Raw genomic sequence first — 12,953 nt, 5'->3', positions numbered from 1 at the left:
CTCACTCCATTATGCTCATAACACTGTCTTTGATACGCTTGACGCTGGGTATATATAATTTTTCAAGCTGAAAATAAGGCATTACGGTATCATAACCTGTTACCCTTTGTACTGGCGCCTGTAAATCAGCCAGGCAATGCTCCATCAATTGGGCGGAAATTTCAGCGCCAACGCCGCCTGTTCTGGCGCCTTCATGGACAATGACGCAACGACCGGTTTTCTCCACGGAAGCAATAATAGTCTCTATGTCCAGTGGCTTGATAGTGGCAACATCGATAATCTCGCAGGAAATACCTTCCTCGCCAAGTTGTCTGGCCGCCTGCAGCGTTTCGTGCATGCTTGCTCCCCAACTGACCAGCGTAATATCGTCGCCTTGTTGTAAGGTAAAACATTTACCTAATGGTAATGCTTCGCCATTATCTTCAACCGGTTGTTTAACCAGACGGTAAATGCGTTTAGGCTCAAGGAAAATAACCGGATCAGGATTGCGGATAGCGGCTAATAACAGGCCATACGCCCGTTTGGGTGATGAAGGAATTACCACCTGTAGTCCCGGTATATGGGCAAACAGGGCTTCAGTGCTTTCAGAATGATGTTCCGGTGCCCGAATACCACCGCCAAACGGCGCCCGGAAAACAAGCGGACAGTGCAGCCGTCCGCGTGTACGGTTACGCATTCGGGCGGCATGGGAAATAATCTGATTCATGGCTGGATAAATAAAGCCCATAAACTGAAATTCAGCGACAGGCCTTAAGCCCTGAGTCGACATTCCGATTGCCAGTCCGGCAATCATGGATTCAGCCAGCGGCGAATCAAATACCCGACGCTCGCCAAAGCGATCCTGCAAACCCTGCGTTGCCCGGAATACACCGCCATTCTTACCTACGTCTTCACCAAAAACGAGTACGTTTTCATCGTGCTCCAATTCGTAGGCTAACGCCTGGGTTACAGCTTCAATCAGAGTAATATCAGGCATGAGCGGCTTCCTCCATTGCAATAGCTCGTTGCTCGATTAAATAGTCAGGCAGTTCGGCATAGTGATAATCAAAAATCGCGCTGACCGACTGCGGAGTGCGGTTAAGGTATTCATCAACTGCCTGTTGCACTTGTTCAGAGCTTTCTTTTTGTACCTGTTCTTCAAGCGCATTATTCCAGATGCCTTCGGCTTCAAGAAAATGTCTGAATCGGCTGATCGGCTCTTTCGGTTTTGCCTGTTCAACTTCTTCCTGAGGCTGATAACGAGTCGCGTCATCGGCTGTTGTGTGATCGCAAAGACGGTAAGTAATAGCTTCGATCAGGGTAGGGCCGCCGCCATTTCGTGCCTTTTCAATCGCCTCGCCAATTACCTGACGGCAAGCAATGACATCATTGCCATCGACCTGGACACCGCTAAATCCTGCAGCAATAGCCTTTTGAGCAACGGTTTCAGTCGCAGTCTGTTTGGATAAGGGTACTGAAATGGCCCATTGGTTATTGTTGACCACAAAGACAACGGGTAAATTCCAGGCGCCGGCCACGTTAATCGCCTCATAAAAATCGCCTTCAGATGTTCCGCCTTCGCCGATACAGGTAACCGCCACCCGAGGCTGATTACGGTATTTGAATGCGAAACCAATACCTGCTGCATGCAGACATTGAGAAGCAATGGGAACGCAAATCGGCAAATCTTCAGTATTATTAACAAATTGGCTGCCGCGCTCATCTCCGCCCCAATAGGAAAATATCTCTGACATTTTGACGCCGCGCTGAATTTGAGCAGCATAGTCACGGTAATAGGGAACAAGGACATCCTCTTTACGCATGGCATGGCCTATAGCCGTAGAAATTGCTTCCTGGCCATTGATCGGGGCATAAGTTCCCATTTTGCCAGTACGCTGTAGGGCAATTGCTTTTTTATCAAAAGTCCGGGTAAGAACCATGGTGCGATATAGTGCCTGCAAAACTGCGTTGTCCTGCGCAAAAGCGGGCAATTCACCACATTTTTCTCCCTGTTCGTTAACCACCTGATGAAATGCTATTTCAAAACGGGCGACTATAGTCACGAATTATCTCCTTGATCACAATGTCGCAATAGCATACTCACAAATTGCAATAAATGGTAGTGGCAGCATAGCTGCTGTAGGAATATTAAGGAAATGAGTGTTGGGCTGAAAAGCCCATAGCCGTCAAGCTAAGGAATTAAATTTCTATATTTCACAATATCGTTCGGGCTGAGGAAGCGCTTTAGCGCTGTCTCGAAGCCTGTGGTACAGTGCCACGCCTTCGAGACAAATGCTCCGCATTTTCCTCAGGCCGAACGAATATGGACTGTAAAACACATAGCAGTCAGTTAAGGAATTTTGTACATTTACTATTCTAATTTCCTATGTACCTGGCTTAGCTTGACGTCTATGGGCTGTAAAGCCCAACACTCAATCAATTACATGAATAAACTGTGATTGGTTACTATTATCCAAACGATCTTACAAACGAAACCGGATCTAAAATCTCATCCCTCTCTAACTCCACTGGCTGCTTCTCCCGTTCTTTCATTTTTTTTACATCCCCGACATGCTTGAGAATTTGCTCCTTGAATTTTTCCCTCAATAATTTGCAACTGGTTTGAATTAAATCTGACAAATTTTTGCATTTTTGCAACTGTGGATAGTCCTTTTTAAAACTGGCGGCAAGTTCAGCAGACAAGTAAAGATCAGGTGTTTTGTCATCAGCCTGTGGGTAATAGTCAAATCGTTCTTCTTTAGGCAAGGTGAGATAGAATGCTGTTGTGTCATTGTATATTTCAGCCTTAAGTCCCGTCGGTCCGTTGAACTCCTGCAGCAACTGAGCGATTAATTGTTGCCGAAAATCTGTTTTAGCTTTTTTGCCGATAGATGATGAATTTCTAACCAGCGCCACCCACGATTCATAACAATCATTGAAGTCATTAGTGTATTCAGAAAGACTGATTGTGTCGGGGGTTTCTGCCAAACTTTCCCTGAACGCATTTCTTTTTTCAATAATGTCGTGCTCAATTAATCCTGATTGCATTGTTTTTTCACTCAGCTGGTACAAAATTTCAAGAATTTTAAAAACATGAGTCCCGGTTATTATTATTTCTTTAAAATTATCTAATTCTCGCTGTAATTCTGGATCTTTGGTTAATTGCGTACTGGTAATTTCCGGTGAAACAAAAAAATATAAGGGCATAAGCATGGTTTGTGCTGCTACCAATGCAATTTTGCTCATTGCATAAAATCGTTGTTGTTGGGATTTAAACAATGCCGGTTCCTGGGTAAGAGGCACCCTTAATTTTTTCTGTTGGTTAAAGGGCGGATTATTCATGGCCTCTTTGATTGCCATCTTGAAGAAGAATGTCAACTTGGCCGAAGGTCGAGGCATCAGTGGTGCTAAAATGGTATCAAATAGCTGTTTTATTAATTCAATTTGTGCTTCTTTGATTGGATAAATCTTAAGGACCAGGTAGGGTTCTATTAAGGAACTTAGTTCAGACTGGCTTTTAATAAAAATGGTTGACAATCTTTTTATTATTTTAGAGGACTCAGTTGCCATATTATTTTCCCGATTGTTATTTTGCTTTTCATAACAACGAGTTTGTCTAAAAATGTCATCCACTCCAGTTTTGGGCTCTGGTATCAGATCTTCTAATTTTAAGCTTGCAGCGCGAAAAGTACTTGATGAAATATACCGCTCCGGACTGGGAGGCGCTTCTGGTGTTTCTGTTGTTGCTCGGGGGCTTGGAGAAGGAGAAAAAAAGTGAGTTATAGGACCTGATACTGATCGGGGGCTTTTTTTATTTCGAGGACTTTTGGCTTTGGTTATAGTTATTGTAGGCGAATCAGGGTTACTCTGTGACCGAAGCAAGTTTGAGCTGGTTGTTAATCGTGGGCGGATATCAGTATGCAAATCGATATTGTCAATAATTATACAAGGCTTATTGGTCTTGCAAAATGTTTCGTAGTCTTTAATCTCAGGGCCTTTCACAGTATAGCTGATTCCACTAACCCTATGTTGTTTGAGTTCCGTATTAACGTCTTCAGCATTTAAAAGTTTCGTCGAGCCTGTTAACTTGTTTTCACAAGTAGCAGCATTGCCTTTAACATTCCATATTAGATAAGCTCCATCTATTTGAATTGTGGTAAAGTAAATACGCATAGCTTCTCTGTAGAGTGATTTGGAACAGCAGAAACAGTATTATTTTTATCCTTGCAGGTAAAGCATTTTCTATAAAAAAAAGAGTAAATCAGGGTTAAAATGAGTAAATTCCAGCTTTTTGAGCTAAAATACGAGCATGATATGGGGCAGTTCTACGATCGTTTGCGTAATTTGCCGGGTTTTGTATTGCTTGAAAGCAGTGATCATAGCAGAGGGCGTTACGACATTGTAAGCGCCATACCGTACCATACCATAACGTTTCAACCGAAATCTGAACAGATCAAAAATATTTTCAGGTTCATTGAAGAGGCTGTTCCACAACGGCAATATGGTCTGACATTGCCGTTTCAAGGCGGCGCTATCGGCTTTTTTTCATATGATCTGGCCTGCTTGCTTCGGGGCTTGCCTTTGCAGGATTCTCTGTTTTCAAATCAACTGCCCCTGGCGGAGTTCAAGCTCTATGATTGGGCGATAATCACTGATCACCATTTAAGAAAAGTGACTTTGTTTGTTGCAAATACCCAGCCTGATACCAAAGATTTAATTCAGGATGTACTTGCCTGTTGGCACAGGGCGGGCAACGAATCTCAGTCGGATTATGCGGTTAAATCAGCATTTACGCCTCTGATAAGGGAATCAGATTATGCGATTGCATTTAAAATTATTCAGGAAGAATTAAAACGCGGCCGCTGCTATCAGGTGAACTATACCCAACCGTATATTGCTCCGATTGCAGGAGATCCCTGGCAGGCTTATATTCGTATCAGGCAAAAAAACCCGGTGCCTTACGCTGCGTTTATGCAAACAGCTGATGCGAGCATCCTGTCATTTTCACCAGAACGCTTTATAAAAATGACAGACAAAACCTTGCTGGCATCGCCAATTAAAGGAAGTGAAAAACGTTCCGCTGACGCAAATGAGGATGAATTTCTGAAAAACCGGTTAATCAACAGCCTGAAAAACCGGGCTGAAAATGTTATGATAGTAGACTTGCTTCGGAACGATTTAGGTAAAATCGCCAAGCCTGGAACAGTAAAAGTTGAAAAGCTCTGCGCCCTCGAAAGTTACGCCGCTGTTCACCATCTTGTCAGTACGATTACTGCACAATGCCGTGATGAGGTAACAGCGCTCCAGGCGTTTGAAAGCTGTTTTCCCTGCGGCTCAATCACTGGCGCCCCAAAACTGGAGGCGATGAAAGTTATTGTTGAACGGGAAAAGTATAGCCGCGGCGTCTATTGCGGCAGTATTGCCTATTTCTCGGCACATGGCGATTTTGACAGCAATGTTGCAATTCGAACATTAACTGCCCTGGACGGGCAATTGCATATGGCCGCTGGCGGAGGGATTGTTATTGATTCAAACTGCGAGGATGAATATGAAGAATGCAATACCAAAATCGCAGCTATAATCAGAGGATTATTATGAGTAAAGACGCATCCGTTATTGTCTTGCATGTGTTGGAAAGCGATTCAATTCTGTTAACTGAACGCACTGGCCATTTAAAAGATCATCCAGGAGAAATCTGCTTCCCTGGCGGGCAATGGCAGCAATCAGATGAAAGCCTTTATCAGACTGCCTTACGTGAATTGCATGAGGAACTGGGCATAGATTGCGCACGAGTTATTTTAAAACAGCAATTGAATACCGAAATAACCCTGACAGGATTTACGATTTATCCATGGCTTGCCGCACTTGAAACACTTGAGCCTTATCAAATCAATCATGATGAGGTCAATGAGCTTATTTTACTGCCTTGTGACCAGGTTTGTAATCCACATAATTATCAAAAAGTTTTCGTTGAAAAAAACGGATATCGCCTATCCAGCTGTCAATTTACTCCACATCCAAAATTTATCTGGGGCGCAACAGCCAGGATTATGAAGCAGTTAGGCGATCTTGCTTACTATTCCCAACCTCTCCGTCAGGGTTGAGAATAGTATATTGAAAGCAAAAATTAAAAATTTCGAGAACAGTCATGAAGAGAAATAGCTTGTAAATTAAATCAATATTTGTTAGTTTTGCGCCCGTTGTCCAACATCTAAGGAAATACAGTGAAAAAAATAACAGGGTTAATTTTATCAACCGCCTTTATAATACCTCATGCAACAAATGCGGACTCAGTGATTGAGCGCCTTTCATTAAATAGCTCCATAGGATATTTAACAGGCAAAGCACAAGAGTTTGTTTATGTCGAAGACTATCAATTAAGTCAACTGGATTGGGATATCAAAGGTAGCGCAGTTATTAAAGGAGAAGGAAACTTTAAACTGTTGTCATGGCTCGATGCTAATGCTCAGGGATGGATTACTTTGGCAGCAGGCAATGCAGTAATGGACGATTATGATTGGTTAAATCCAATGCAAGAACAATGGACTGACTGGTCTCATCATGACAATACAAGTTTAAACCAGGCGAACAAGATTGATTTCAGTCTCAGAGCCTGGCTCCCATCAGAAAATAATACTCATTTTGCAGGTATTATAGGATATCAAAGAAATTTGTTCAGTTTTCTGGCAAAAGGGGGATGTTACAATTACCAGAATGGAAATATAACCGGGTGTTTTCCGGCTGGAGAAAAAAGTCTGGGATACAAACAAACCTTTAGCGCCCCTTATCTTGGCCTGGCTGGAAACTATGTAAGGAATGCATTTGAGTTTAATAGTGTATTCAAATACGGTCCTGATGTTGATGCCAAAGACACTGATCAACATTATCTGCGTAATTTAACATATCAGGATAACTCCCAGGACTCTGAATTTTATAATGTCACGCTTAATCTGGGGTATTACATTAAACCGCAAGTGAAACTTTTTGCCGAAGGCGAATTAAACTATTTCCCGAATAGTAAAGGAGATATGCTGGTTCGCGATAATGATTCTGGAGAAATAATATATTTCCCAAATGGCACTTCGGGTTTAAGCAACAGGAGTTATGTGGTTTCTCTGGGACTTCAATATACTGGCGCAAATTTATAAGCGCGGAGCTATTGCCGCAAGGAATATTATCATCCCCCCTTCGAGGGGATGATAATTTTATGCCTGAGATACAATTATTTCAGTGCCCGCCTCAAAATTTTCCCAACATTGGTTTTAGGCAGATCATTATAAAATTCAACAATTTTCGGCACTTTATAAGCCGTTAAATGCTCACGGCAGTGGGCAATTACCTGCTCGGCTGTTAATGCCGGATCGCGTTTAACAATGCAAGCCTTGACACGTTCGCCAGTATCGTCGCTGACTACGCCGATAACGCCAACTTCCTGAACGCCAGGCAAGAGGCCTATAACTTGTTCGACTTCATTAGGATAAACATTAAAACCGGAAACAACGATCATGTCTTTCTTGCGATCTACCAGATAAATGAAACCTTTTTCGTCAATCTGAGCCATATCGCCTGTTTTCAAATAACCGTCTTTGGTAAATACCAATGCCGTTTCTTCAGGACGTTGCCAATAACCACGCATGACCTGCGGACCCTTAACACAGAGTTCGCCTGTTTCGCGTACACCAACTTCCTGGCCGTTTTCATCCCGGATAGAGATATCGGTGGAAGGTAAAGGCAAGCCAATACTGCCATTATATTCTTCAAGATAAAGCGGATTAATGGTAACGGCTGGACAGGTTTCAGTCAGGCCATAGGCTTCAAGAACGCGGGTTTTGGTCATTTCGCGCCAACGCAGGGAAACACTTTTCTGTAATGCCATTCCGCCGGAAAGGGCGAGCTTTACTTTGGAAAAGTTGATTTCGGCAAGTTTGGGGCTATTCAACAAAGCATTAAATAGCGTATTAACTCCGGTAATCGCGGTAAATTTGCTATTCTTGATTTCATTAATGAAATGCGGAATATCGCGCGGATTGGTAATTAATATATTTTTTGCTCCTGCCTTAATAAAGGTAAGGCAGTTGGCTGTCAGCGAAAAGATATGATAAAGCGGCAACGCAGTGACAATAATATCTTCATCGCCTATATCCAGCGGTTTAATCCAGGAATAAGCCTGTAAAACATTCGCTACCATATTGCCATGAGTCAGCATTGCACCCTTGGCGATGCCGGTTGTACCGCCTGTGTATTGAAGAAAAGCGATATCATCGTGAGTCAGAGATGCAGGTGTATAGGAGCCTGCATTACCGATTGCCAATGCATCGTTAAAAGTAACTGCATTTGGTATTACAAAAGCAGGAACCATTTTTTTGATATATTTAACAACAGCGTTAACAATCACCCGTTTAAATGCAGGAAACAAATCGCCAATCTGAGTAACAATTACATGCTTTAAGTTAGTTTTGGGCAATACCTTTTCCACCGTATGGGCGAAATTGGCCAGAACAACGATTGTTTCTGCGCCGGAATCATTTAGCTGATGTGCCAACTCATCCGGTGTATATAATGGATTGGTGTTCACGACTATAAAACCTGCGCGCATAACGCCAAATAAGGCAACCGGATATTGCAGCAGATTTGGCATCATTATGGCAACCCGATCGCCTTTTTTTAACCCCAATTGCTGTAAATAGGCGGCAAATTGCCTGCTCTGCTGATCAAGCTGTCCATAAGTTATCTCGCAGCCAAGGTTTGTATATGCGACACGCTTGGCATACTGTTGGCAAGATTCTTCAAACAACTGAACTAAAGACGAATACTCGTCAGGATTAATTTCATGAGGTACTCCCTGTTGGTAATGTTCTAACCAGCTTTTCTCCACAATTATGTCCTTCTGTTATCATTTCTCTCATGGTAGTATAAATAAAAAAAAAAGCCATGGGTATTGTTACAATGAGCGATAATTTATTGAAATCACAGGCCTTTAAGCTGAAAGGCAGACTTTATACGTTTACTGTTATCCAACTTTTTAGTGCGGATAAATATGATTTTGCACAGCAATTGGATGACGTGATCCAGAAAGCGCCAAAAATATTTGATAATACGCCGGTAGTATTGGACTGCAGCGCTATTGGAGATGGAGAGGTTGATTTGGATGCGCTCTGCAAGTCCATGCGCTCGCACAGTTTGTTGCCAGTGGGTATTCAGGGGGCTAATCCGTTGTTGGCTACGCTGGCGCAATGCCATGGTCTGGCGGTTTTCCATGGTTCGTCAGCACACGATAAGCCGCTTATCGAAGAGGTTAACGATGAAGCGCCGCATGTTGAAACACTGAAAACAAAATTACTGACTACGCCTGTGCGTTCCGGACAGCAAGTGGTGAGCAAAGGCGGTGATTTGGTTATTACGGCTTCGGTAAGTCATGGCGCTGAATTGTTAGCCGATGGCAATATTCATGTTTATGGCGCTTTACGAGGCAGGGCGCTTGCAGGTATTAGCGGTGACCGGAATGCGAGAATTTTTTGCCAGTCGCTGGAAGCGGAGCTTTTGTCAATTGCCGGTTTTTATATATTAAGCGACGCGATTGTACCGCATGCGGGACCATGCCAGATTTTCCTTCAGGATGAGCATATTAAAATTGAGCCTTTATGCTAGAAGCAGTGTTTATTTCGGATTTGCACTTACATCCGTTGGATGAGGCTATAACCGAACGTTTTAACCAGTTTATTGATTGGGCATTGATTAATACCAGGTCGGTATATATTCTCGGTGATTTTTTCCATGCCTGGGCAGGCGATGATTCGGTTACTCCCTGGAGTCAGGCAATTGCAGTGCAACTGGCAAAGCTGTCTAATAATGGAATCAATCTGTATTTTATGCATGGTAATCGTGATTTTTTATTAGGAAGCGATTTTGCCCAACTAGCCGGGATGACCATTTTACAGGAACCGGCAATCATAAAACTGGGCACTGAACAGGTTTTGCTCGTTCATGGCGATCGCTATTGCATTAATGACAAGGCTCATCAGCGCTTTCGCCGGTTGACCCGTAACCGTTGGTTTGTTGAACATTTCCTGCGTTTGCCGCTGTTCGTCAGAAATCGTCTGGTTGCTGGCGTCCGTCAAATCAGCCGAACAAAACACTATAAAAATAATGCCGTGTTTGATGTAGTGCCAGAGGCAATGCGTAGCCATATGACAAGCCTGAAATTGCACAATCTGATACATGGCCATACTCACAAACCTGGCGTTAAGGACTATACTTGGGATAGCCTGCAATATAAGCAATATGTCTTAAGCGACTGGGATGACATGCCCCGGGTTTTGTGTTATGATAATACAAAGGGTTTTTATTATGACCAAATATAGCAGGAGTTGTTATAATGCCAGATCTTAAATCACTCAATCCGCTTAATTTATTACAAGGCGGTGATGCTGAGCAGGTAAAGGAAACCGCTATTAAAGAAGCGGCGCAAAAAAAGTCTAATGATATCAAGAGACAGCTAAATGAACAGCAGGAAGCTGCCAGGAGAGATGCCGAAATTGAGGCTATGTTTAAAGCCTGGGGTTGGAAAAAAGGTGAAAATGGCCAGGTTGATGAACATTCGGTTGAATACGCCATCCGGGAGATGAAAGCAAAAGCGATGGAAGGCTATTCAGACTGGGTATCCGGTATGATGGATATTGTAAAAGCTCTGGAAAAGTTAAATATCGCTTTAGCAAAAACATATGGCGTCAAAGTCGAACGCGGTTTTAAATTTATTTGGCAGCTTACTATGGGTAAGGTAATCGATGCTGCAAAAACTCAAATTGGTTTAAAAGAAGAGATGGAAATCGAGCCCCTGTCAGTTACCATTGAAATTAATAATGACAACAAGCTTGTTGTTTCTGGCAAATTGGGGAGTGATGACCTCGAACCGCAGCACCAGCAACTTCTTAAAAAAGCAGTTGAGAGCTGGTTTCTATCAAAGGGATATATGTGTCTACAGGATAATAGCGTGGTAAATGTTGCTGACAGGCAGGTGTTGACCGCAGAACAATTCAATGTGCTTAACCAGGATGATGAACAAGGGCTCAATGCATTTTTAAGCGGGCGCTTTAAAATGGAAGTTAAGCAGGAGTTGAAAGAAGAAGCGAGCGTTGATACGGCTCCCACGCCACTATCTACCAGACCGTTTTAAAACTATACAAATGGAGTGTTGGGCTTTACAGCCCAACCTACGCTTAATCAAACTACTGTAGGTTGGGCTGTAAAGCCCAACACTCCTTTAATTCGGCAAAGCAGGCACGCCGCTATGAAACCGAAACACTGAATCCTCTGCACTGATTAACCTGTTTTCAACCTTAAGAAAACAATCCAGTCTTTCTTCAACTCCCTCGCCATATAAATTCGCCAAATGCAAATAATCCTGATAATGCCTGGCTTCTGATTTAAGCAGGGTAGAATAAAAACGAGCCAGTACTTTATCCTCCAGTATGGGTACCAACGCGCAAAAACGCTCGCAGGATCGCGCTTCAATAATAGCCCCGATTAGTAACAGATCCCGCAGCCGCTCCTGATTATTCGCCCGCGTAGCCAACGCATGCAATTGCTGAGCATAATCAGAGGGAGTTAAAGAGCCAAATTTGATTCCACGCAGTTGCATTAAATCAATAACTTTTTCGAAATGCAGCATTTCCTCACGCGCCAGCGGCGACATTAAAGCCACCAGTTCCTTATGGTGGGGATATTTGCTGATCAGGTTAATAGCGGTTGCCGCCGCTTTCCGTTCGCAATGAGCATGGTCGACAAGCAGAAGGGGCAGATTATCGGCGACTGCCGCAAGCCAGCGATCGGGAGTCGGCAGACGAATAAAGTCATTTAATGTTTGCAAATCATTAGCAAGAGCGTTTAGCATAGAAATTTGATATATAATGTAAAATGACAGCTTTATATCACAGACAGTTACAAAATCAAGTTGGAAGAATAATGAGCGAAATACAGGCTGAGAATGATTTGACGGGTTGGGTTTCCACCTATGGTTTGGTGACAATACAACGCCTGCTCGATAAATATCAAATCAAATTAAGTCCAAATGAGATAATCTATACCCTGAAAACCCCTGAGACTTTTTATCATCGCTTATTAAGGGTGCCGCTGCGTAATATATTTAATGGTATTATTCTGCAGCAGGCTCGTGATTATCAATTGTACGCTCAAAAAATGTTTATCGATTTTCTGATTTCTCCCGATGGCAGTAAGGATGAAGAGGGGCCGGGCGGCGGCACGCGATATAATCTTGAAGAATTACGTACAGAGTTTGTGAAATTAAATGAGCAATACGCTGAAACTGAAACCGCACATAAAACATTGATTGTGGAGAGTCAACGCGCTCTTATTGAGCATGCCGCAAACTGGAATAATCTATTAAAAAATGCGGCTAAAGCTGTGAAAGGAAAATTGTCAAAATCAGGTAAATCAGAGCAGCAGATTTTACGCGCACTGATTGCGCTCCTCACTCAGTATGAGTTTAAAACCCGGCAGATAAATGACAAACACTGGAGTACTGTTGAGCAATTATTAGGTATTTCCCTGACGCCGGAGGCAAAGGAGATATTTTCCAATGAGTTGCATGCTCTGGATGAGTTCGCAGCGAATACGCAAGGCCTTCTTATTGAGTTTGCAGGAAAAATTAATGATATGGCGGTGCAGTTGAAAGGATATCGCGGTGAATTTAAAAAAGTTATTTTGAGAGCAAAAGAATTAATTCAATTGCTTCCTGAATATCGAGTTAATGAAATTCAGGATCAGGAAAACAAGGAAGCGTTGTATTTTGATTCTGAATTAGGTGGATCTGATAAGGAAGAGTAGGTTCGCTAGAAATGGATTCCCGCCTTCGCGGGAATAACAGTATCCTTGCAGAACAAATTTTTCCAATATTTCTATCATCCCAATCAATGATCATGTATAATAATGCCCTTTAATTGTATCAACTGGAGCAA

At 42.8% G+C, this 12,953-nt stretch carries 12 protein-coding genes; 7 read left to right on the top strand and 5 right to left on the bottom strand.

Annotated features, from left to right (window positions below; all coding sequences use genetic code 11):
- Nucleotide 1: 1 nt before the first annotated feature.
- The 3 genes from ACFORL_RS00905 to ACFORL_RS00895 all read right to left on the bottom strand — a co-directional run bounded on the left by ACFORL_RS00905 (nt 2) and on the right by ACFORL_RS00895 (nt 3,549).
- Complete coding sequence (locus tag ACFORL_RS00905) at nt 2–976, bottom strand: alpha-ketoacid dehydrogenase subunit beta (RefSeq protein WP_382340176.1); 975 nt, start codon at nt 974–976, stop codon at nt 2–4.
- On the bottom strand, nt 969–2,042 hold the full coding sequence (gene pdhA / locus ACFORL_RS00900) for a pyruvate dehydrogenase (acetyl-transferring) E1 component subunit alpha (RefSeq protein WP_382340175.1): 1,074 nt from the start codon (nt 2,040–2,042) through the stop codon (nt 969–971). The genes ACFORL_RS00905 and pdhA overlap by 8 nt, the downstream gene beginning before the upstream one ends.
- A gap of 406 nt (nt 2,043–2,448) precedes the next feature.
- Entirely contained in the window at nt 2,449–3,549 is a 1,101-nt protein-coding gene (locus tag ACFORL_RS00895) for a hypothetical protein (RefSeq protein WP_382340173.1), read from the bottom strand.
- A gap of 702 nt (nt 3,550–4,251) precedes the next feature.
- On the opposite strand from ACFORL_RS00895, the gene pabB reads away from it, so the two are divergent.
- The 3 genes from pabB (at nt 4,252) to ACFORL_RS00880 (ending at nt 7,127) form a co-directional block, all read left to right on the top strand.
- Nucleotides 4,252–5,577: an aminodeoxychorismate synthase component I gene (gene pabB / locus ACFORL_RS00890; RefSeq protein WP_382340171.1), complete on the top strand. Its 1,326-nt coding sequence runs from the start codon at nt 4,252–4,254 to the stop codon at nt 5,575–5,577.
- Nucleotides 5,574–6,083: an NUDIX hydrolase gene (locus tag ACFORL_RS00885; protein ID WP_382340169.1), complete on the top strand. Its 510-nt coding sequence runs from the start codon at nt 5,574–5,576 to the stop codon at nt 6,081–6,083. Before pabB ends, ACFORL_RS00885 begins: the two co-directional genes overlap by 4 nt.
- 120 nt (nt 6,084–6,203) lie before the next feature.
- Nucleotides 6,204–7,127, top strand: coding sequence for an omptin family outer membrane protease (locus tag ACFORL_RS00880; protein WP_382340167.1), 924 nt, complete (start codon nt 6,204–6,206; stop codon nt 7,125–7,127).
- 74 nt (nt 7,128–7,201) lie between these two features.
- Here ACFORL_RS00880 and ACFORL_RS00875 read toward each other — a convergent pair whose 3' ends face one another.
- The gene (locus ACFORL_RS00875) at nt 7,202–8,854 is read right to left on the bottom strand and encodes an AMP-binding protein (protein WP_382340166.1); all 1,653 of its coding nucleotides are present in this window, start codon (nt 8,852–8,854) and stop codon (nt 7,202–7,204) included.
- Nucleotides 8,855–8,925: 71 nt separating this feature from the next.
- On the opposite strand from ACFORL_RS00875, the gene minC reads away from it, so the two are divergent.
- Genes minC through ACFORL_RS00860 form a run of 3 tightly spaced genes read left to right on the top strand, consistent with a single transcriptional unit; the run spans nt 8,926 to nt 11,152 of the window.
- On the top strand, nt 8,926–9,627 hold the full coding sequence (gene minC, locus ACFORL_RS00870; RefSeq protein WP_382340165.1) for a septum site-determining protein MinC: 702 nt from the start codon (nt 8,926–8,928) through the stop codon (nt 9,625–9,627).
- Entirely contained in the window at nt 9,621–10,340 is a 720-nt protein-coding gene (locus ACFORL_RS00865; protein ID WP_382340163.1) for a UDP-2,3-diacylglucosamine diphosphatase, read from the top strand. Before minC ends, ACFORL_RS00865 begins: the two co-directional genes overlap by 7 nt.
- A 14-nt stretch (nt 10,341–10,354) precedes the next feature.
- A complete protein-coding gene (locus tag ACFORL_RS00860; protein ID WP_382340161.1) occupies nt 10,355–11,152 on the top strand; it encodes a hypothetical protein in 798 nt (265 codons plus the stop codon).
- A gap of 87 nt (nt 11,153–11,239) precedes the next feature.
- On the opposite strand, the gene miaE is transcribed toward ACFORL_RS00860, so the two are convergent.
- On the bottom strand, nt 11,240–11,869 hold the full coding sequence (gene miaE / locus ACFORL_RS00855; RefSeq protein ID WP_382340159.1) for a tRNA-(ms[2]io[6]A)-hydroxylase: 630 nt from the start codon (nt 11,867–11,869) through the stop codon (nt 11,240–11,242).
- Between the two features lie 71 nt (nt 11,870–11,940).
- On the opposite strand from miaE, the gene ACFORL_RS00850 reads away from it, so the two are divergent.
- Nucleotides 11,941–12,822: a hypothetical protein gene (locus tag ACFORL_RS00850; RefSeq protein WP_382340157.1), complete on the top strand. Its 882-nt coding sequence runs from the start codon at nt 11,941–11,943 to the stop codon at nt 12,820–12,822.
- Nucleotides 12,823–12,953 lie beyond the last annotated feature (131 nt).

The sequence above is a fragment of the Legionella dresdenensis genome, from assembly GCF_042649825.1.
Lineage (GTDB): Bacteria > Pseudomonadota > Gammaproteobacteria > Legionellales > Legionellaceae > Legionella_C > Legionella_C dresdenensis.
Note: the sequence above shows the minus strand (reverse complement) of the source record. Positions and strands in the feature narration are given on the sequence as shown.